At 71.3% G+C, this 20,724-nt stretch carries 15 protein-coding genes and 2 tRNA genes; 4 read left to right on the top strand and 13 right to left on the bottom strand.

Annotated elements, in window-relative coordinates; all coding sequences use genetic code 11:
- Positions 1 to 44 precede the first annotated feature (44 nt).
- The 8 genes from OG430_RS25655 to OG430_RS25620 all read right to left on the bottom strand — a co-directional run bounded on the left by OG430_RS25655 (position 45) and on the right by OG430_RS25620 (position 10,029).
- Positions 45 to 824: a TetR/AcrR family transcriptional regulator gene (locus tag OG430_RS25655; protein WP_327354949.1), complete on the bottom strand. Its 780-nt coding sequence runs from the start codon at positions 822 to 824 to the stop codon at positions 45 to 47.
- A gap of 107 nt (positions 825 to 931) precedes the next feature.
- A complete protein-coding gene (locus tag OG430_RS25650) occupies positions 932 to 2,473 on the bottom strand; it encodes an MFS transporter (RefSeq protein WP_327354948.1) in 1,542 nt (513 codons plus the stop codon).
- Between the two features lie 211 nt (positions 2,474 to 2,684).
- Positions 2,685 to 4,781, bottom strand: coding sequence for an ArnT family glycosyltransferase (locus tag OG430_RS25645; protein WP_327354947.1), 2,097 nt, complete (start codon positions 4,779 to 4,781; stop codon positions 2,685 to 2,687).
- Complete coding sequence (locus OG430_RS25640) at positions 4,778 to 6,223, bottom strand: bifunctional glycosyltransferase family 2/GtrA family protein (RefSeq protein ID WP_327354946.1); 1,446 nt, start codon at positions 6,221 to 6,223, stop codon at positions 4,778 to 4,780. Before OG430_RS25640 ends, OG430_RS25645 begins: the two co-directional genes overlap by 4 nt.
- Before the next feature lie 25 nt (positions 6,224 to 6,248).
- Positions 6,249 to 7,814 carry a sensor histidine kinase gene (locus OG430_RS25635; RefSeq protein WP_327354945.1) on the bottom strand — a complete coding sequence of 522 codons (1,566 nt, stop codon included), beginning with the start codon at positions 7,812 to 7,814 and terminating at the stop codon, positions 6,249 to 6,251.
- Positions 7,811 to 8,557, bottom strand: a complete 747-nt coding sequence (locus OG430_RS25630) for a response regulator transcription factor (protein WP_327354944.1) — start codon at positions 8,555 to 8,557, stop codon at positions 7,811 to 7,813. The genes OG430_RS25635 and OG430_RS25630 overlap by 4 nt, the downstream gene beginning before the upstream one ends.
- A gap of 99 nt (positions 8,558 to 8,656) precedes the next feature.
- A complete protein-coding gene (locus tag OG430_RS25625) occupies positions 8,657 to 9,013 on the bottom strand; it encodes an antibiotic biosynthesis monooxygenase family protein (RefSeq protein ID WP_327354943.1) in 357 nt (118 codons plus the stop codon).
- 131 nt (positions 9,014 to 9,144) lie between these two features.
- The gene (locus OG430_RS25620; RefSeq protein WP_327354942.1) at positions 9,145 to 10,029 is read right to left on the bottom strand and encodes a DUF2797 domain-containing protein; all 885 of its coding nucleotides are present in this window, start codon (positions 10,027 to 10,029) and stop codon (positions 9,145 to 9,147) included.
- A gap of 63 nt (positions 10,030 to 10,092) precedes the next feature.
- Here OG430_RS25620 and OG430_RS25615 point away from each other — a divergent pair, with 63 nt between their 5' ends.
- Positions 10,093 to 10,854 (top strand): GNAT family N-acetyltransferase, encoded by a 762-nt coding sequence (locus OG430_RS25615; RefSeq protein ID WP_327359222.1) that lies wholly within the window; start codon positions 10,093 to 10,095, stop codon positions 10,852 to 10,854.
- A gap of 87 nt (positions 10,855 to 10,941) precedes the next feature.
- Here OG430_RS25615 and OG430_RS25610 read toward each other — a convergent pair.
- Together OG430_RS25610 and OG430_RS25605 are read right to left on the bottom strand one after the other, a co-directional pair.
- Positions 10,942 to 11,014 (bottom strand) — tRNA-Arg (locus tag OG430_RS25610).
- Between the two features lie 190 nt (positions 11,015 to 11,204).
- Positions 11,205 to 11,295: transfer RNA gene (locus OG430_RS25605), tRNA-Ser, on the bottom strand.
- Between the two features lie 245 nt (positions 11,296 to 11,540).
- On the opposite strand from OG430_RS25605, the gene OG430_RS25600 reads away from it, so the two are divergent.
- The 3 genes from OG430_RS25600 to OG430_RS25590 all read left to right on the top strand — a co-directional run bounded on the left by OG430_RS25600 (position 11,541) and on the right by OG430_RS25590 (position 17,002).
- Positions 11,541 to 12,011 (top strand): SSI family serine proteinase inhibitor, encoded by a 471-nt coding sequence (locus OG430_RS25600; protein WP_327354941.1) that lies wholly within the window; start codon positions 11,541 to 11,543, stop codon positions 12,009 to 12,011.
- 196 nt (positions 12,012 to 12,207) lie between these two features.
- On the top strand, positions 12,208 to 16,284 hold the full coding sequence (locus OG430_RS25595; protein ID WP_327354940.1) for a PAS domain-containing protein: 4,077 nt from the start codon (positions 12,208 to 12,210) through the stop codon (positions 16,282 to 16,284).
- Between the two features lie 127 nt (positions 16,285 to 16,411).
- Positions 16,412 to 17,002, top strand: a complete 591-nt coding sequence (locus tag OG430_RS25590) for an antibiotic biosynthesis monooxygenase (RefSeq protein ID WP_327354939.1) — start codon at positions 16,412 to 16,414, stop codon at positions 17,000 to 17,002.
- Between the two features lie 216 nt (positions 17,003 to 17,218).
- On the opposite strand, the gene OG430_RS25585 is transcribed toward OG430_RS25590, so the two are convergent.
- From OG430_RS25585 to OG430_RS25575, 3 genes are all read right to left on the bottom strand, one after another.
- The gene (locus OG430_RS25585; protein ID WP_327354938.1) at positions 17,219 to 18,868 is read right to left on the bottom strand and encodes a long-chain fatty acid--CoA ligase; all 1,650 of its coding nucleotides are present in this window, start codon (positions 18,866 to 18,868) and stop codon (positions 17,219 to 17,221) included.
- A 177-nt stretch (positions 18,869 to 19,045) separates the two neighbouring features.
- Complete coding sequence (locus tag OG430_RS25580; protein ID WP_327354937.1) at positions 19,046 to 19,654, bottom strand: SigE family RNA polymerase sigma factor; 609 nt, start codon at positions 19,652 to 19,654, stop codon at positions 19,046 to 19,048.
- A 134-nt stretch (positions 19,655 to 19,788) separates the two neighbouring features.
- The gene (locus OG430_RS25575) at positions 19,789 to 20,652 is read right to left on the bottom strand and encodes a DUF1906 domain-containing protein (protein ID WP_327354936.1); all 864 of its coding nucleotides are present in this window, start codon (positions 20,650 to 20,652) and stop codon (positions 19,789 to 19,791) included.
- Positions 20,653 to 20,724 lie beyond the last annotated feature (72 nt).

The following is a 20,724-nucleotide window of genomic DNA, read 5'->3' as shown; positions in this document are numbered from 1 at the left end:
CTGAGCGGGCCAGGTTCGTCCAGGGATGAGCGAGCCAGGTCCGCTCAGGACTGAGCGCCGTAGCGCGCCACCGTCGCGTCGATGCCGGCGATCAGTACGTCGAGGGCGAAGAGGAAGTCCTTCTCCCACATGCTCTGGACCGTGTCGCGCCTGCGCAGCTCCAGGACCTCCTTCATGTCCTCCAGGGTCTCCTCGAACCTGGGCTCCTCGCCGAACGCCGCCATCGCCTGGGTGTAGAACTCGTCCTCACTCATCCCCGACTCGGCGCAGCGCCGCTTGAAGTGCCCCTCGCTCGTGCCGAATCCGTACACGAACTGGAAGACCGCGGAGATCACGCCCGGCTGTCCCTCCGGCGGGATCCCGGTGTCGCGGACGACCCGCTGGACGGCGTGCATGAAGACCATCGCGTGCGGGCCGATGTTCAGGTAGTTGCCCATGATCGACGACACCCAGGGGTGGCGCACCATGATGTCCCGGTAGGAGGCCGCCAGCTGCCGCATCTCCGTACGCCAGTCCGGCGCATCCCCGGCGTCCGCCACCTCGACCTCGCCGAAGACCGCGTCCAGGGCCAGCTCGAAGATGTCGTCCTTGGTGTCGACGTACCAGTAGACAGACATCGCGGTGACGTTGAGCTCGGCCGCGAGTCTGCGCATGGAGAACTTGGCCAGGCCCTCCGTGTCCAGGAGCCGGATCGAGGTCGCCACGATCCGGTCCCGGTCGAGGCCCGCGGGCTGGCCGGCCTTGCGGTCGCGCGTGGCCTTGGCGCTGCCCAGCCAGATGCTGGACTGTGCCGGGTTCTTCGCGCGGTCGGCTGCCCTCACCATGGCGCACCTTCCTCGGATCGGTAGCGATCGGTAGCAGATGGGGTGGACGTACCGGAATATCCCGGTCCGCCCACCCCGATGCTAAGTGGCTCCGCTGAGTGACTTGTCTACGCGGTCTCGCCGGCCGGGGCCGGCTCGACCTCGCTCTTCGCTGAGTCTGCCCTCTCCGCGCGCTTCAGCAACGCGGCCGCGAGCAGGCCTCCGGCGAATACCGCCACGGCCCCGACCAGCTGGCTGGTCTGCAGCCCCGACGCGAAGGCGTCCTGGATCTCCTTCTTCTCGGCCGCGGTCTTCGCCGCCGCGAGGGCGGCGGGCAGCGAGGCCGCCCCGACCGTGACCAGGGCCGCGAAGCGCGCGTTCAGGACGGCGCCGAGGACCGCGACCCCGAGGCCGTTGCCGAACTCGGCGAGCGTGCCGTTGATGCCGCCGCCCACGCCGGCCTTCTCCGGCGGGATGGCGCTCATGATCGCGTTGGCCATGGCCGGCTGGGAGACCCCGATGCCCACGCCGAACAGGACCAGGCCGAGCAGCATGCCCGCGTAGGAGCCGTCCGTGCCGCCGCCGATGACGGCGATCGAGGTGAGGCCGGCCGCCACCGTGGTCATGCCGAGCACGACCGACTTCGGCGTACCGATCTTGACGACGATCTTCGGGCCGATTCCGCTGAGGTTGAGCGCCATGATGCTCAGCGCCAGCGGCACCATGCGCAGGCCCGCCTCCAACGGCTCGTACCCGAGGACGAATTGGAGGTGCTGGGTGAGCAGGAACAGCGAGCCGCCCATGCCGAAGACGACGAGCAGCGAGCCGGAGACGGCTCCGATGAACTTCTGGTTCTGGAAGAAGTGCATGTCGAGCATCGGGTACGGGGTCTTCAGCTCCCAGAACGCGAAGGCCGTGAGGACCACGATGCCGACGGCCGCCGAGACCAGGACCCGGGCGGACGTCCAGCCGTGCTCCGGGCCGCTGATGATCGCGAAGACGACGGACGCCATACCGATCGTGGAGAGGATCGCGCCGGGCACGTCGGGCCGGTCGCCCTCCGGGTTCTTGGACTCGGGGACCAGCTTGATCACCGCGACCAGGCCGATCAGGGCGACCGGGATGTTGATGAGGAAGATCGCGCCCCACCAGTAGTGGTTCAGGATGACGCCGCCGATCACCGGTCCGGCCGCGAAGCCGACCGAGCTGACGGTGACCCAGATCGCGATCGCCTTGACGCGGTTGCTCTCGTCGAAGATCTGCATCACGACGGCGAGCGTGGTGGTCATGAGCAGCGCCCCGCCGACGCCCATGCCCGCGCGGGCGGCGATCAACTGCCCGCTGGTCTGGGCGAGTCCGGCGCACAGCGAACCTATGCCGAAGAGCGCAAGGCCGATGCTGAGCATCTTCTTGCGGCCGTAGCGGTCCGCGGAGTTGCCCGCGGTGAGGAGGAGGCCGGACTGGACGAGCGAGTAGGCGTTGATCATCCACTGGATGTCGGCGGTGGACGCCTTGAGCTCGGTGGTGAGGGAGGGGATGGCGACGCTGAGGACGGTGTTGTCGAGCAGGACGGTGAGCTGGGCCAGGCAGATCACGCCGAGGATCAGCCAGCGCTGCGGGTGGCCTCCGGCGGTGCTTGTGGCTTGGCCTTCGGCGGTCGGCGCCGTCATTTCGCTCCTTGTACGGTGTACGGCTTGTGGTCGTCGTACACCGTACAAGGGTGTGCCATACGCTGTATAGCTGTTTTCTCCCCGCCCCGCCCCTTCCCGTAAGACTGCCGTCGGCTTCAACGACCGTCACTGATGTCCTCAAACGCCGGACGGGCTGACAAAGTCAGCCCGTCCGGCGTTTGAGGACAAGGAGGAAGGGGCGGGGTGGGGATTACTTCTTCTGCGTCAGGTCGTACAGCGTCGTCCCGTCGACAGTGACCTTCTCGAAGTTGGCCTCCACCCACGTGGAGATCGAAGAGTCGCCACCCATGCCCCCACCGCTCCCGGCGATGAAGTAGTGGATCTCCCCCGCGGCAACGTACGCCTTGAACTGCGCCAACGTCGGAGACGGATCGCTTCCGTTGAAGCCGCCGATCGCCATCACCGGCTTCTGAGTCGCCAGCTGATAACTCGCCGAGTTCTGCGAACCGATGGCCGCGGCCACCCAGGTGTAGTCGTCGGCGTCGGCGAGGAGTTTGGCCTTGGCCTTGGAGCCGACGGTGGCGCCGTTGAGGAGACCACTCATGCCTCCGCCGCCCCGCTTGGCCTGGCCCTGCTGCTGGGGCGGCTGCCCCATGCCCTTCGGGGGCCGGCCATTGCCCATACCCTTGCCGCCCTGCGGTGCGTTGCCCTGACCTTGGCCTTGGCCTTGGCCCTGGCCCTGGCCTTGCTGACCGGGCGGCTGCATCCCGCCACCCCCGCCACCGCCACCGGGACCGCCGCCACCGCCAGGCCCGCCCCGGCCCCCGGCCACCGTCGGCCCCGCCGTGACGATCGAGCCGGTGTGGGCCTCGCTCAGGGTCGTCAGGGTGTACGCCGCCGGGCCCGCCAGCGCCGTGAGGATCGCCAACCCCGCCGCGCCGAGGGCCAGTTGGCGGCCGAGCCGCGCCGCCAGCAGCACGCCGAGCGCCGCCACCAGGCCCGCCACGAGCACCGTCCAGCGCAGCCACGGCAGGTAGTCCGAGGACCGCCCGAGCAGGACGTACGACCAGTACGCCGTGCCCGCGACCGTACCGGCGAGGACCGCCGACACGGTGAAGCGCGACCTCTCCTCCCACAGCACCGTCGCCCCCATGCCGACCAGCGCCGCGATGTACGGGGCGAGTGCCACCGTGTAGTACTCGTGGAAGATGCCCTGCATGAAGCTGAAGACCGCGGCGGTCATCAGCAGGCACGAACCCCAGGCCAGGAACGCGGCCCGCGCCGTGTCCGTGCGCTTGGCCTTCCACGTCACCCAGAGCCCCGCGACCAGCAGGATCAGCGCGGCCGGCAGCAGCCAGGCGATCTGACCGCCGATGTTGGCGGACACCAGGCGGTCCCAGCCGGTCTCACCCCAGCCGCCGCCTCCGCGACCGCCGCCTCCGCCCCCTCCGACGCTTCCCGTCTCCTCGCCGTTGATGCGGCCGAGCCCGTTGTAGCCGAAGGTCAGTTCCAGGAAGGAGTTGTTCTGCGAGCCGCCGATGTACGGCCTCGACGACGCGGGCCACAGCTCGACGATCGCCACCCACCAGCCGCCGGCCACGACCATCGCGAGCCCGGAGAGCGCGAGTTGACCGAAGCGCCTCCGTACGGAAGTGGGCGCGCAGACCGCGTACAGGACGGCGAGCGGCGGCAGGATCAGGAACGCCTGCAGCGTCTTGGTGAGGAACGCGAAGCCGACCGCGACACCCGCCCAGAGCAGCCACTTGGTCCGCGCGTCCTCCAGGGCGCGCAGCACGCAGTAGACGGTGACCGTCATGAGGAGGGCGAGCAGGGCGTCCGGGTTGTTGAAGCGGAACATCAGCGCGGCGACCGGCGTGAGCGCGAACGCGGCCACCGTGAGCAGTCCGGCGGCGGCCGAGAAGCGCCGGCGTACGGCCGCGTACAGCACGCCCGCCGTCGCCACGGCCATCAGGACCTCGGGCAGCAGGATCTGCCAGGAGCCGAGGCCGAAGAGCCGTACGGACAGCGCCATCGGCCACAGCGCGGCCGGCGGCTTGTCCACGGTGATGGAGTTCGCGGCGTCGGACGAGCCGAAGAAGAAGGCCTTCCAGCTCTCGCTGCCGGCCTGGACGGCCGCCGAGTAGAAGGAGTTGGCGTAGCCGGAGGAGCTGAGGTCGTAGAGGTAGAGCACGGCCGTGACGAGGAGCAGGCCGAGGAAGGCGGGGCGCGCCCAGCGCGGGTCGTCCGGGCGGCCGCGCCACAGCCGTTGGGCCAGGCCCGACCTGCGGTGGACCGCAGGCGGGGAAGCCGTGGCGGGCGGGGCGGGGAGTGCGGTGGGCGTGGTCATCGTGCGGTCCTTGCGTCGTCGCGGGTGTCGTCGCGGGTGTCCTCGCGGGTGTCCTCGCGGGTGTCCTCGCGGGTGTCCTCGCGAGCCGAGCGGTACGGGCTCGCGGAGTCCTGGTCGTGGTCCTGGAGGAGAGCGGCGGTGGGAGCGGGGCTCTCGGTCCGCCGGTCCGGGAACACCCAGACCCGGAAGAGCAGGAAGCGCAGCACCGTCGCCGCGAGGTTGGCGGCGATCAGCACGGTCAGCTCGGTGGCGTGCGAGGGCGCCCCCGCCGCGGTCCCGAGCGCGGCGAGAGAACCGCTGGTCAGGGCCAGGCCGATGGCGAACACCACGAGCCCCTGCGCCTGATGGCGGACGGCCCGGTCCCGGCCGCGTACCCCGAAGGTGAGCCGGCGGTTGGCGGCCGTGTTCGCCACTGCTGACACCAACAGGGCACCCGCATTGGCCAGTTGGGCGCCGAGCCCCATCCGGAAGAGCGAGTACAGCGCGAGGTAGAAGAGGGTCGACAGGACCCCGACCACACAGAAGCCGACCAGCTGACGCGCCAACCCACCGGGCACACCCGGGAGTTGACGGTCGCGCGGATCGTCCCCGAAGGGCCGGGCGAGCCGGTCCAGGGGGAGGGCTCCGACGGCGAGGGCCTTGCCGACGCGCCACACACCCTTCAGGTCATCGGTCGCCGTCTTCACGATGTGCACGGTCGACTCCGGGTCGTCGACCCAGTCCACCGGCACCTCGTGGATGCGCAGGCCGGCCCGTTCGGCGAGCACGAGCAGCTCCGTGTCGAAGAACCACCCGGTGTCCTCGACCATCGGAAGCAGCCGCTGCGCCACATCGCGCCGGATGGCCTTGAAGCCGCACTGCGCATCGGAGAAGCGGGCGGCGAGCGAGCCGCGCAGGATCAGGTTGTACGTACGCGAGATGAACTCGCGCTTCGGCCCCCGCACCACCCGCGAACTGCGCGCGAGCCGCGAGCCGATGGCCAGGTCCGAGTGCCCGGAGATCAGCGGCGCGACGAGCGGGAGCAGCGCGTTGAGGTCGGTGGACAGATCGACGTCCATGTACGCGAGCACCGGCGCGTCCGACGCGGACCAGACGGTACGCAGCGCGCGGCCGCGCCCCTTCTGCTCCAGGCGGTACGTGGTGACCTCGGGGATCAGCGCGCTCAGCCAGGCGGCGATCTCGGGGGTGCGGTCGGTGCTCGCGTTGTCGGCGATGGTGATGCGGTGGCCGTAGGGGAAGGTGCGGACGAGGTGGTCGTGCAGCCGTCGTACGCACGATTCGAGGTCCTTCTCCTCGTTGTAGACGGGGACGACCACGTCGAGGACGACCGCTCGCGCGGCCTCGACGGGGAGGTGTTCCCGGTTCGGCAGGGACTCCGTGAGGGACTGCGTGAGGGACTCCGTGAAGGGCTCCCCGGTGGACGCAGAGGGTTCGCTTCGCATGGAACGACCCTCGTCAAGTGCCCTGTCACACCCGTGTGGTGAGCCTGTGGCCGTCCTGTGAGTGCCGCTCCGGTTGCTGAGTCGATTGCCGCGCCGGAGCGGACGATGGCAGGGCGACGGTGAAGACCGTACGGCCAGGGACGCTGTGCAGGCCGACGCCACCGCCGTGGGCGGTCACCACTGCCTGCACGATCGCGAGCCCGAGCCCCGTGGAACCGGCTGCTCTTGACCGCGACGCGTCACCGCGCGCGAAGCGTTCGAAGACGTACGGCTGCAGCTCGGCCGGAATGCCCGGCCCGTTGTCCTCGATTTCCAGGAGTACGTTGCCGCCGTCGCGCCGCACCCGGGCGGTGACCGTCGTGCCGGGCGGGGTGTGGGTGCGGGCGTTGGCGAGGAGGTTGGCCAGCACCTGGTGCAGCCGGGCCGCGTCGCCGTGCACCTCGGTGAACTCACCAGCTTCCGCGGGCAGTTCGAGGTGCCAGCGGTGGTCGGGGCCCGCGGCCCGTGCGTCGCTGACCACGTCGACGAGGAGCGGGGCGAGATCGGTGCTCTCGTACGAGAGCGGGCGTCCGGCGTCGAGCCGTGCGAGCAACAGCAGGTCCTCGACCAGGCCGGTCATCCGGTCGGCCTCGGACTCGATGCGGCCCAGCGCGTGCTGGGTCATGGGGCCGACCTCTTCGCGCCCGCGCCGGGTGAGTTCGGCGTAGCCGCGGATCGAGGCGAGGGGGGTGCGCAGCTCGTGGCTGGCGTCGGCGACGAACTGCCGGACGCGCGTCTCGCTCTCCTGGCGGGCGCTGAGCGCGGAGTGGACGTGGTCGAGCATGCGGTTGAGCGCGGCACCGACCTGGCCGACCTCGGTGCGCGGGTCGGCGTCGGGAACGCGTTCGTGGAGGGCGGGTTCGCCGCTGTGGAGGGGGAGTTCGGAGACTCGGGTGGCGGTGGCGGCGACTCGGCGAAGGGGGTGGAGGGCTACGCCGACCATGACGATGCCTGCGATCCCGGCGGCGACGAGTCCGGCGCCTGCGACGCACAGCTCGACCACGATCAGGGTGTTGACCGTATCGTCGGCGGCCTTCGTGGGCAGGCCCACGAGCAGCTGGCCGTCGGCGCCGCCCGGGGTGTACATCACTCGGTACTGACCGAGGCCGGGGAGCTCGACGCTGTGCGCATCACCGTCCTGGGCAACGGAGTTGAGGGCGGCCCGCTGGGCGTCGTCGAGTGGCGTCATCTTGAGCCGCGACCCGTCATCGGCGCGCTCCTCGCTGACCTCGGCCCGGCTCACCTTGCCGTCCGCCACGGTGGCGCCCACCGTGCCGAGCTCCTGCCCCAAGGCTATGAAACGCAAGGGGTCGCGGCCCTCCGACTGCTCGCCGGGCGGGGTCGGCTTCGGTTTCGGGTCGGACACCCTATGGACCACTTCGGACAGCCCGGCGTCCAACTGCCCGTACAAATACGACCGCAGCGCGACCGCCGTAACCGCACCGATCACCGCACAGACGACGGCGATCAGCGTGACGGCACAGACGACAAGCCGGGTCCGCAGCGACCGCGGCCGCCGCAGACCCGGCCGTCGGGTCGCGCGTGCGCTCATACCGCAACCGGCTCCGAAGCCGGCTCCGCGGACCTGATCAAATACCCCGCACCCCGCCGCGTATGGATCATCGGCTCCCGCCCGGCATCGATCTTCCGCCGCAGATACGAGATGTACAGCTCGACCACATTGGCCTTGCCGCCGAAGTCATAGCTCCACACCCGGTCGAGGATCTGCGCCTTGCTGAGCACCCGGCGCGGATTGCGCATGAGGTAGCGCAGGAGCTCGAACTCGGTCGCGGTCAGGTGGATGGAGCGCCCGCCCCGCGTCACCTCGTGGCTGTCCTCGTCGAGGGTCAGGTCCCCGACCACCAGGATGGATTCGCTCCGCTTGGCCGCGGCCCCGGACCGTCGGATCAGGCCGCGCAGCCGGGCCACGACCTCCTCCAGGCTGAACGGCTTCGTCACGTAGTCGTCGCCGCCCGCGGTGAGCCCGGCGATCCGGTCCTCCACGGCGTCCTTGGCCGTGAGGAAGAGAACCGGCACCTCGGGCAGCTCCCGGCGGATCTTGGTGAGCACGGTCAGGCCGTGCATGTCGGGCAGCATCACGTCGAGGAGTACGGCATCCGGCCTGAAGGCCCGCGCCTCCCGCACCCCGGCCGCACCGTCCGGCGCGGACCGCACCTCCCAGCCCTCGTAGCGCAGGGCCATGGACAGGAGCTCGGCGAGGGCTGCCTCGTCGTCCACGACGAGCACGCGGACGGGGGAGCCGTCGGGCCTCAGCAGCGGTTCAGTCGTAGTCATACGCCTCACCCTCGGGCGGAACCGTGAGAGCGAGCTTGCCCGAATCTGTGAATTCCCTGAGAAACGAATTCCCCGGGAAACGTCAGGCGGGGAGAAACGTCAGGCGGCGTCGCCGGGCCGCTCGAAGCCATAGCTCCGCTCCACCTTGCCTATGTGGCACGAGTAGCTCTCGTACCACTCGGCGCGGCCCTTCTTCTGGACGCGCTGGTGCTCCATGTTCTGCCGCCAGTGCCGGATGGCCTCCTCGTCCTTGAAGTAGCCGACGGTGATGCTGATCCCGCCCGGCGTCGTGGCGTTCTCGTGTCCGAGGTAGCCGGGCACGTCCTTGACCAGCTTGTTCATGAGTACGGACGCGTCGCCGTAGCCCCCGCCCTCGTAGGCCCGGGCATTCTTCACGGACGTGAAAACAACGGTGTAGTAGGGCGGTTCGAAGGCCGCCACAGGCTTGATCTCCATGTCCCCCACCCTCCGTGGCGGCCCGTTCACCTGTCCAGATCCCTTGGCCAAAGGGATCCAAGACTTGACCATTCGGTCAGCGAGGCCGGGTACGAGTCCGCGTCCGGGGCCGCGGTGGGCTCAGAACGGGCTCAGAACAACCCGCCCTGCACCGCACTCAGATCCACCACCGGCACACTCACCCCCGCCCCCGGCTGCGCCGCGCTCAACTCCCAGCCGCTCATCAGCCGCGTGTCGACCACCAACTCCCCGCCCCCTACCGGCGCCAGATGCAGATCCGGCCCGGCGGCCGCGAGCAGCCGCCCCGCGACCACCCCGCCGGCCACCAGCTCCCGCACCCCACCGGTCGTACCCCGCAGCGCGCCGAGCCCGAACTCGGCCGCATGGTCGGCCACTTGGAACTCCACGCGCTCCAACGACTCCGGCCACCCCACCAGCCCCGCCGTCCGCGCATGGCAGTCCCGCAGCTCGTCGGCCCACTCCGAGCGGGGCGGCAGCGCGGCCCTGACCTGCCGCTTCCTGGCGTACGGAATCCGGTCGGGCACCTTCAGCACGGCCCCCAGCAACTCCTCGGCCCGCCGGGCCGCCATCAACGGCCCCTGCCCCAGCCACGCGTACGCGACAGCCCCCTGCTCGTACAGCCGCGCCGGCCCCCGCTCCTCCCGCGTGATCCCCACCTTCACCAACCCCGGCCCGAACCACGCCAGATACACCGCGTACGGCCGCGGATCGTCGCCCGTCGTGTCGGCGGCCACGGAGTACTGCCGGTCGATCCGCGCACACTCGCCGCACTGCGCCCGCGTCCCGCGCGCGGGAACGGCCGCCGCCGTCGGACACGGCGTACGCCGTCCGCCCCGCCACACGCCCAGACAGCGCCGCTCCCCCTCGGCGCGAAAGGCCAGCTCAGTCCCGTACGACAGGCCACTGGCCCGCTCCCCGCGCCCGGCCCCCTGCCCGTACCAGCCGAGCTCGGGCCGCCCTTCGCCCCACCGCAACCCTGTGCACCACCACGTCATAAGTCCCAGAGTGGCCCACACCACTGACAACGCCCGTGCTCCAATCGGCACATGCATATGGATCTGGATCTTCAAGCCGTACGTTCCCTCTTCGACGACCAGCTCCGCCGCGATGCACAGGGCGCCGAGCGCACCGGCGATGTCGTGCGCGCCAACGGAGACGGCGGCGCCTGGACCGGCATCCTCTGGTCGGACCTCGACGAGTCCACCGCCGACGCGGCGATCGCGGCACAGCAGGCGCACTTCACGTCCCTGGGCCGCACCTTCGAGTGGAAGACCTACGCCCACGACCGGCCGGCCGACCTGCCCGACCGCCTGCTGGCCGCCGGGTTCGTCCCCGAACCCCCGGAGACCCTGATGGTCACGGACGTCTCGTCCCAGACCGGCACGCCCCAACTCCCGCCCGGCGTGCGCATCGTCGAGGTCGACGACCCGGCCGGCATCGACCTGATGGCGGCCGTCCACGAGGAGGCCTTCGGCACCAGCAGCGCCCGGCTGCGCGAGCAACTGCTTGCCCAGCTCGCCGAGGACCCCGGTTCGGTCCACTTCCTCCTGGCCATGGCGGGCGACAAGCCGGTCTGCTCGGCCCGCATGGACCTGCACACCGGCACGGACTTCGCGAGCCTGTGGGGCGGCGGCACCGCCCCGGCCTGGCGCGGCAAGGGCATCTACCGCGCCCTGATCACCCACCGCGCCGCCCTGGCCGCCGACCTGGGCTACCGCTACCTCCAGGTCGACGCCTCCGACCAGAGCCGCCCGATCCTGGAGAGGCTGGGCTTCGCCGCGCTGACGGTGACAACGCCGTACGTCTACGAGGTCGCGTGAGGGGAGGTCGCGCAGGCAAGTCCGCGTAAGCCGGAGCAGGGCAACGCGAAAGGCCCCCGGATGATCTCCGGGGGCCTTTCTTCGATGTGCACTCGGCAGGATTCGAACCTGCAACCTTCTGATCCGTAGTCAGATGCTCTATCCGTTAAGCTACGAGTGCTTGTCTTGCTGTCCCGCTTCGGTTCTTTCGTCCCGGTCGCGGCGACAGGAAGAACATTACATGACTGCCGCCGCCATGTGAAATCCGTTTGCCGCACCCCTTGTGAGCTGCGAAAACACCCCCTGGCGGCCATGATCACCAAGAACGACGAAGCCCCGGTCCATCAGGACCGGGGCTTCGGATCTTGCTGCGGAGGCGGAGGGATTTGAACCCTCGATGGGATGTAAGTCCCAAACCGCATTAGCAGTGCGGCGCCATAGACCGGACTAGGCGACGCCTCCAGCACACCTGCGCGAGCGCGTGGTGCGTTGCAGATGATGACACAGCCCAGCGGGCTGTCACCAATCGACCCCTACGGTACTAGGCAGGCCGGGGCCAGAGCAAAGCAGCTTTCTGCGGGCGCGCGAAGGCGCAACGTCCGGGCGCGCGGGGCGTTAGAGGCGGTAGGGCCGCGCTGCCATGCCGGGCGGCGGGGCCATCGGGCCACGAGGTCCGACCCGAAGTCGCTGAAGCCGCTGGAGTCGCCATGCTGCGCCGCCTTGCCGTCACCGTCGTCGCGTCCGCCGCCGCGCTGTCCGTCTCGCCGACGGTCGCGCAGGCCATGGACGCTCCGCTGCCCCTGTGGCCGATGGAGCAGCCCGACCACCTCACGGTCACCGCCGCGGAGACGGGCGGCCTCGGCGACGGAACGTACGAGCTGGAATGCGGGACCGACGGGAGCGCCGGCGGGACGCACCCCGATCCGGCGGCGGCCTGCGAGCGGCTCGCGCAGCTGGCGGGCGAGGGGGCCGATCCCTTCGCGCCGATGGGCGCGGACATGTACTGCACGATGCAGTACGGCGGGCCCGGCACCGCACACATCACCGGCAGCTGGCAGGGACAGCACGTCGACGCGACGTACGGCCGGAGCAACGGATGTGAGATCGGCCGGTGGAACACACTGGTCCCCGTGCTGCCCGAGGCCGGGCAGGGGCAGGGCGGGCACCCCGTCTGGTGAGGGCGGTTGCGCCCGGCGCAACGTATCTGTGACCGCGCACGCGCGAGGCGCTCACACCTCCTCCGTGCGACCTCCCTCTCATCCGGCGTCGCGAGCGCAACCCGTGCCCGTAGACTCCCTCCGTGACGCGCCACGGGCCGAGGGGTAACAGGGCCTCGGTGGTGGGCAAGGTGCGGTAAAGGGAGGATCCGTCGTCGTGAGCAGCAGGCCATCCCGAGGCGCTGCTCGCCTCGCAGCCATACTTGATGCCCTTCCGGACGCGCTGGTGCTCGTCAATGCGAACGGGACGGTCGTCAACGCCAACACCATCGCGCTCGAGACTTTCGAGGCACCAGGCACGGCGCTCGTGGGGCGGGGGCTGCTCGACCTGCTGCCCGAATTCGACTCGCGGCTGATCCCCGGCTCGATGCGGCGGCCCGACTCCATGGACGAGTTGGGGCGTACCAAGCCGCGGCGGATGACGGCCCGGCGCACGGACGGCACTGAATTCCCGGTCGAGGTCACCAGCGCGAACCTGGAGAACGGCCGCGACGCGTACGAGAGCCAGGGCTTCTCCGGCGACGAGCTCCTGATGCTCGTCGTACGCGATCTGACCGGGACCATGGACACCGAGGCCGAGCTGGCCCGTTCGCAGCGGCAGACCGAGATGATCCTGCGCGCGGCGGCGGAGGGTGTCGTCGGCACCGACACCGAGGGCCGGGTCGTCCTCGTCAATCCGGCGGCCGCTCAGATACTGGGTTACCGGGCGAGCGATCTCGGCGGCAAGGAGCTGCACCCGCTGGTGCAGCACTCGCGGTCGGACGGTGAGCCCTTCCCGTACGAGGAGAGCGCGCTCGCCGACACCCTGCGCTCGGGGCGCAAGCACCGGGTGCGCGGGCAGGTCCTGTGGGCGAAGAACGGCAGCCAGGTGCAGGTCGACCTGACCACGGCGCCGGTCCGGGACGGGGACCAGCTGGTCGGCGCGGTCCTCGCGTTCACCGACCGGCGGGCCTATGACGCCCTCGTCGAGGAGCACGCCACCGAGCTCGAGCAGCTGCGGGAGCGGCACGCGGCCGAGATCGCCCGCGCCGAGGAGCGGTACGCCGAGGACATCGGGCAGGCGAAGGAGCGGTACGCCGCGCTCGCCGAGCGCGAGACCGACCGGCACGAGGCCCTCGCATCGCGCCATGCCCAGCTGCTCGCCGTGCTCGACCAGTCGCTGCGCGGCCCGCTCGACGAGCTGCGCCGCGAGCTCGGCACGCTCGCCGCCGACCCGGCCGGCCAGCTGTGGCCCGAGGCCAACCAGGTCCTGCACCACCTGGCCGCCGGCTACGCCCGGATGACGACCCTCGTCGACAACGTGCTGAACTTCCAGCTCCTCGACACCGGGGAGCTGCAGCTGGCGAAGCAGCCCGTGCTGCTCGACGGTGTCGTGGCCGCCGGTGTCGACGGTGCGGTCGAGCTGATCGGGCCGGGGCGCGCCCAGTTCGCGGTGCACGCGCCGCCGATAGAGGCCGAGGTGGATGCCGGCCGGCTGGCCACCGCCCTTGCGCACCTGATCGCGGATGTCGCCGGGATCGACGCGACGGGCAACGCACGGGTGCCGGCCGGCGGCGGTTACGTCGACTCGACGATCGTGGTCGCCGCCGCCCAGCGCGGCGACGTCGTACGCATCGAGGTGCGCGGGCCGTACGCGGGCGGGGACCCGGTGCACGAGCCGATCGTGCGCGGGATCGTGCGCGCCCACGGTGGCGTGCTGCAGACGCATGAGGTGCCGGGGATCGGCGGCAGCGCCTATGTCCTGGAGGTGCCGATCGGCGCCGGGGCCGGGGCGGTCGCGGCACCGGCTCCGGGCGGGGCCGAGCTGGCCGTGCCGGAGCAGGGCGGGGCCCAGGGCAACGGACGGCGACGGGCGCGTCGGTCGTCGGTGGATTCGTTCCTGGACAACGAGGTCGGCGCGGGTGCTGCCACGGGCCCGTCCGCGGGTGACTCGTCCGGTGCGGCCGGCGATGCGACGGCCGGTACGTTGCCGGGCCCGGGTTCGTCCGCGGCCGTGGCCCCGGTCGCGCAGGCCGGCCCGGGGACCGATGACGCCGAGCCGCGCGGTCGGCGCAGGCGGCGGGCGGGCGCACCCGCGCAGGAGCCCGTCGAGGCCGCCGCCCCACAGGTGCCCGCCCAGCAGTCGGGCGACACGGACGGCGTCGGCGCCACCCTGGGCGGGGCGGGCGGCACCGGACGCAGGCGCCGCAGGCCCAGCGGCCAGGAGACCGCCGCACGGCAGGAAGGTGCAGATCAGCCGGCGCAGGGCTCGGTGGTGACCGCGGCCGAGCATGCCGCGGGGACCGGCGCGTCCAGCGCGCTCGGCGAGACCGTGCCGCCCCAGGGGATGCCGGTCGACGAGGCCGGTTCGGCGCCCGCCGGGCGCAGGGCGCGGCGCAATGACGGCGGGGCCGCGATGGCGCTGCCCGCGGCGGGGTCGGGCTCTTCCGGTGCCGAGGCCTCGGGCGCCGCCGCCGAGCAGCAGCCCATGGGCCGGCGGGCCCGGCGCGCGCTGGCCGTCGCGGCCGAGCGGGCCGCGGCGGAGGAGCCCCGCGAGGGGCGGACCGCCTTCGCGCTGCCGCCTGCCGAGGCCGATCGTGCCCCGGATGCACCCGACGCACCGGACGCCGCGGGTGCTTCGCATGCGCAGGCCGCCCGACTCGCCGAGCCAGTCGAGGCCCCCGAGCCCACCCGGCACGACGCCGCGTTCCAGGACCCGGCCGCCGATCACACTCCGCCTCAGCCGCACCCTGTGCAGGCCCCGACCGGGCGACGCAGGGCGCGTCCGGCGACCGATCTGGCCGGGCTTCAGGAGCAGGCACCGCAGGCTCAGGCACCCCAGGATCAGGTACCCCAGGATCAAGCACCGCAGGGCCAGGCACCGCAGGAGCCCGCCCCGGCTGCGGCTCCGGAGCAGAGCGGGAGCACCCAGGGCGAGCATCCCCAGACCGGGTCCACCCCCCAACTCCCACGCCCCGACCGCGCCCGTCTCGCCCAGCCGCTCCCCGCCGAGGCCACCACCTCGACGACCGGCGACAGCAGTTCCACGCAGGGCCGGGCGATCAGCGTGCGCACCCTGGGCCAGGGCGTCCCGTTCGCCCAGCACATCGCGGACCAGCAGCGCCGGCAGCCGGGCCCGCTCCCGCTGCAGGAGCGCGCCGCTGGCCACTCGACGTCAGGCGCCGGGATCCCCACCGGGCCCGGCACGAGCGGCGGTTCGGGCCGTCGCCGCAAGCTGGGCACGCGCCCCGGTGCCGATGACGCCGAGACCGCACAGCCCGGCCGGCCCACGCGGCCCGAGGCTCCCTCGGCCGACGCCACCGAGGCTCCGGCCGCCCCGCCGCAGCCGCAACCCCAGTCCCAGCCGCTTCCTCAGCCCCAGCCGCGCCCTGACTCCCCGCACCGCACCGAGGGCCGCTCCTACGCGATCGGCGCCCCGGACGAGGGAGCCGAGGGCCCCGAACCGCTGGACGGCCCGAACGGCGCGGTCGAGGTGGCCAATCGGCCCCAGCCGCGCCCGATGGACGACGAGCTGCCGCCCGAGCCGCTGGACAACCCGCGCCGCCTCCTGGTCTGGCCCGCGCCCGACATCTCCACCCAGCAGGCGCTCAGCGATCGCGGCTACCGCCCGGTGATCGTGCACTCGCGGGACGAGGTCGACGCGCAGATCGCCGCGTTCCCCGCCGCGCTCTTCGTGGACCCGCTGACCGGCCCGATCACGCGCACGGCCCTGCAGTCGCTGCGTCAGGCCGCGGTCGCCGCCGAGGTCCCGGTCCTGGTGACCGCGGGGCTCGGGCAGGCGACGCGCGAGGCGGCGTACGGCGCCGATCCCGCCGTACTCCTCAAGGCACTTGCCCCGCGCGACAGCGAGCAGCACCCGCCGCGGGTCCTGCTCATCGAGGAGCACGAGGAGATCGCGCAGGCGCTGACCGCGACCCTGGAGCGGCGCGGCATGCAGGTCGCGCGGGCCGGGGCGGACACGGACGCGGTGACGCTCGCGACCCAGATGCGGCCGAACCTCGTGGTGATGGATCTGCTGCAGGTACGTCGCCGCCGCGCCGGAATCGTCGACTGGCTGCGTGCCAACGGCCAGCTGAACCGCACCCCGCTGGTCGTCTACACCGCCGCCGTCGACCAGTCGGAGCTGCCGAAGCTGGCCTCCGGCGAGACGGTGCTCTTCCTCGCGGAGCGCTCCACCAGTCCCGAGGTGCAGTCCCGCATCGTGGACCTGCTGGCCAAGATCGGCACGAACTAGCTTTTGTTGTACGCGGGTTGGGGCGATGTTCCACGTGAAACGTCGCCCCCGCCGACGTACGCCCGTACGGACGGGACGTACGCCCGAATCCCACCCCTGCTGTGATCTAGGAGAAGCCTTGAAGGCCTTGTCGCGACCGAACGCCGCCCAGAACCCTGAGCAGGTGACGGTCCCGGCCGACAACGGCGAGGTGACCCTGCTGATCGCGCGGCAGGTGGAGCCGGGGTACGAGAAGGCCTTCGAGAACTGGGCGTACGGCATCCTCAACACCGCGGCGACGTTCCCCGACCACCTGGGGTACGGCCTGTTCCGGCCGTCGTCCGAGGGGGCTCCGTGGTTTCTGGTGCACCGCTTCCGCAATGCGGCCGCGTGTCAGCGCTGGCAGGAGTCGGCGGAGCGCGCGTCGTGGTTCGACCGCTGCGAGGGCCATCAGCACACGGAGATAGCCCGGCGTGAGCTGACCGGCATGGAGACGTGGTTCGCCAAGCCGGGCACGACACGGCCCGCGCCCCCGCGCTGGAAGATGTGCATCAGCTCGGGCATCGCGATCTTCCCGATCTCACTGTTCGGGAACGCGGTGATCGCACCGCATCTGACAGGGCTGCCGCTGGTGCTGCGTACGGCGCCCATCACGGTGCTCTTCAGCGTGCTGATGACGTACGTGGCCATCCCGGCCGTGACCAAGCTGCTGCGGGGCTGGCTGTACGGGAAGAGCTGAGAGCCTGTCTTTGAACCCCCGTCGTCCGCGCGGAGCGCGGGCGCAGCGGCGTTCGGTGCGTGCGATCGGCGTGCGGTGTGGCAGGTCATGTGGCGGAGCCACATGACCTGCCACACCGTGCGGCGAGCGTGCGTGCCGGGCGTCGGGGCGCAGGCGGGGGTTCAAAGACAGGCTCTCAGGCCCGGCTGCTGCACCGGGCCCCAGCCACCCTCGGGCTCAGAGCTCCGTGACGTCCAACTCCCCGTCCGCGTACTGCTTGCGAATGACCTTCTTGTCGAACTTGCCGACGCTGGTCTTCGGGACGGCGGGGATGATCGCCCAGCGCTCGGGCAGCTGCCACTTGGCGATCTTCTCGGCGAGGAAGGCCTTGAGCGTCTCGTAGTCCGCGCTCGCGCCCTCCTTCAGGACGACCGTGGCGAGCGGGCGTTCGCCCCACTTCTTGTCGGGGACGGCGACGACCGCGGCCTCGGCGACCTCGGGGTGCGCCATCAGCGCGTTCTCCAGCTCGACCGAGGAGATCCACTCGCCGCCGGACTTGATGACGTCCTTGGCGCGGTCGGTGAGGGTGAGGAAGCCGTCGGCGCTGATCGTGCCCACGTCGCCGGTCTTGAGCCAGCCGTCCTCGCTGAACTTGTCCTCGGGCTTGAAGTCCTCACCGCCCGCGCCGCCGTAGTAGGAGCCCGCGATCCAGGGGCCGCGAACCTCCAGCTCGCCGGCCGACTCGCCGTCCCAGGCCAGGTGCTCGCCGCCGGGGCCGACCAGGCGGGCCTCGACGCCGGCCGGGAAGCGGCCCTGGGTGAGGCGGTACGCCATCTCCTCGTCCGTGCCGACGACATGGGCCGGCGGCCGGGCGACCGTGCCGAGCGGTGACGTCTCCGTCATGCCCCAGGCGTGGCAGACCGTGGCGCCCAGCTCGTCGAAGGCCGCCATGAGGGCGGGCGGACAGGCCGAGCCGCCGATGGTCACCTGCTTCATGCAGCTGATGTCGCGGGGCTTGGCCCGCAGTTCGCCGAGCAGGCCCTGCCAGATGGTGGGCACGGCGGCGGCGTGCGTGGGGCGCTCGGACTCGATCATCTCGGCGAGCGGCGCGGGCTGCAGGAACCGGTCCGGCATCAGCATGTTGACGCCGGTCATGAAGGCGGCGTGGGGGAGTCCCCAGGCGTTCACATGGAACTGCGGGACGACGACCAGGCTGGTGTCGCCGTCGGTCAGGCCCATCGACTGGGTCATGTTGACCTGCATGCAGTGCAGATAGATGGAGCGGTGCGAGTAGACGACGCCCTTGGGGTCGCCGGTGGTGCCGGAGGTGTAGCACATGGCGGCGGCCTGGCGTTCGTCGATCTCGGGCCAGTCGTACGCCGTCGGCTTTCCGGCGATCAGCTCCTCGTACTCGTGCACCTGTACGTTCGCCCCGTCGAGCAGCGAACGGTCGCCGGGCCCGCTGACCACGACATGCTCGACCGGCGCGAGGTGCGGCAGGAGCGGCGCGAGCAGCGGCAGGAGCGAGCCGTTGGCGATGACCACGCGGTCGGCGGCGTGGTTGACGATCCACGCCAACTGCTCCGGGGGCAGGCGGAGGTTGAGGGTGTGCAGCACGGCCCCCATGGCGGGGATCCCGAAGTACGCCTCCACGTGCTCGGCGTTGTTCCACATCAGGGTGGCGACCCGCTGGTCGCCGACGACGCCGAGGTCCTCGCGCAGGGCGTGGGCGAGCTGGGCCGCGCGGCCGCCGATCTCGGCGTAGCTGCGGCGGTGCGGCTCGCCCTCTCCGGTCCACGTCGTGACCTGCGACGTGCCGTGGATGGTGGACCCGTGCCTGAGCAGGCGGGTCACGGTCAGCGGTACGTCCTGCATCGTGCTCAGCACGGCGTCCTCCCGGTGGGCGCTACGGAGCAGTAAGGGTGCGCCGATTCTCACCGCATACCAGGTGGTATGTCACTAGGCCGGGGCCACAAACCCTGCTTGGCCTCATGCAACGGCCCTGTGAGCCGCCACAAAAGACTCCGATCACAAAGACGCCGCCGAACAGAGTCAGCGCACGGGTCAGCGCACGGGAGTCAGCTCCGGGTCCTCGCGGAGCTTGCCGAGCGCCCGGGACACCGCGCTCTTGACCGTACCGATGGACACCCCGAGCACCTCGGCGGTCTGCGCCTCGCTCAGGTCCTCGTAGTAGCGCAGGACCACCATGGCGCGCTGCCGGGCGGGCAGCTTCATGATCGCTCGCCACATCGCGTCGTGCAGCACCTGCTGCTCGGCGGGGTCGGCGACCGGCACCGGGTCGGGCTCGGGCAGCTCGTCGCAGGCGAACTCGTCGACCTTGCGCTTGCGCCACTGTGAGGTGCGGGTGTTCAGGAGGGCGCGGCGTACGTAGCCGTCGAGCGCCCGGTGGTCCTCGATGCGCTCCCAGGCGACGTACGTCTTGGTGAGCGCGGTCTGCAGCAGGTCCTCGGCGTCGCACTGGTTCGCGGTCAGCGAGCGTGCGGTGCGCAGCAGCACGGGTTGGCGTGCCTGGACGTAGGAGGAGAACGAAGGGAACTTCGCGTGGCCCGTGGACTTGGTGAAGTTCGCGGGCTTCGCGAGGTTCGTGGAGGGGGCGGCCCCCGTGGCCGCCGTCGACGCAGTGGTGCAGACGGCCCCATTGAATCCGGTCATGGCTCAACGCTAGAAGCGGCCCCACCTTCGCGGATCGCCCCCAGGGACCGAACCGGAGTCCCCCTCAGGTTGTAGGAGTGGTGCTGGCCCCACCTCCTGAGGGTGGAGGAGGCGGGGCGCAACCCCTCGGGGGATTACCTGATACGAGCCACCGGGGCGTGCATCAGATTCTGGTCGATCACCAGGGCGCGGCCGCCGTGCGTCTCGCGGACATTGCCCATGAACTGGTGGATCCGGCGCTCCGGCTGCCAGGCGGCGCGGTGCAGCATGGGCTCGGTGTTCAGGTTGGGCTTGGTGCGCCAGCGGGCGAACCAGATGACCGAGGGCAGGTCGCCGAAACCGGCCCGGCGGGCCATTTCCATGTGCCGGATCCCGGAGTTGGCGCTGCTGTAGAAGCCGGGAATGTAGCCGTGCCTGCGCACTTCCCGATTCCAGGCGCGCACGAACCACAGGGTCGTCATGCGGCAGGACCGCTTCGTCAGCCGGTACGCCTCCATGTCCAGGTAGAGCGGGCTGCCGGGCTGGATCGCGAGCTTCTTGGCCTGCAGCACCGCGTCCCGCCCCTCACGGGTGCCCTGCCACCAGGGGTTGCGGCCGATGCGCACGGTCTTCTTGTGCTTGGCCGTGACGCAGGGCGGCTGCGAGCCGACGTAGGTGGGCAGCACCCGCCAGCCCATCTGTTTCACCGAGCGCATCCAGTCCGCGTTGAGCTGGGGCTGGTTCTTGCAGTGCCGGCCGCGGCCCGCGTAATAGACGCCGACGGCGCGGTACTTGCTCGCGCGCCAGGCCGACATGGTGGCGAGCGGCGGGGCCAGACAGGTGTCGAAGGCCCAGCCGTGGAAGGTCTCCGCCGCGGCCCGCGGGCGCTCGGCGGGACGGGCGTCCGCACCGGCGGACCGGGTGTCCGCGTCGGCCGGCTGCGCGATCGAGGGCGCGGCGAAGCTCACCAGGGCGAGCAGGGTCAGGGCGAGTCCAATGATCGGCCTTTTGCTGTACATAGGGTGAGTGAACGGGCCGAATCACCGCAGTCCGCCCAGACACGCCGCCCCGGGAGCCAGTTCAGCCTTCCG

Source organism: Streptomyces sp. NBC_01304 (assembly GCF_035975855.1).
GTDB lineage: Bacteria > Actinomycetota > Actinomycetes > Streptomycetales > Streptomycetaceae > Streptomyces.
The sequence above is the reverse complement of the archived record's forward strand: the minus strand, read 5'-3'. Positions and strand labels throughout refer to the sequence as shown.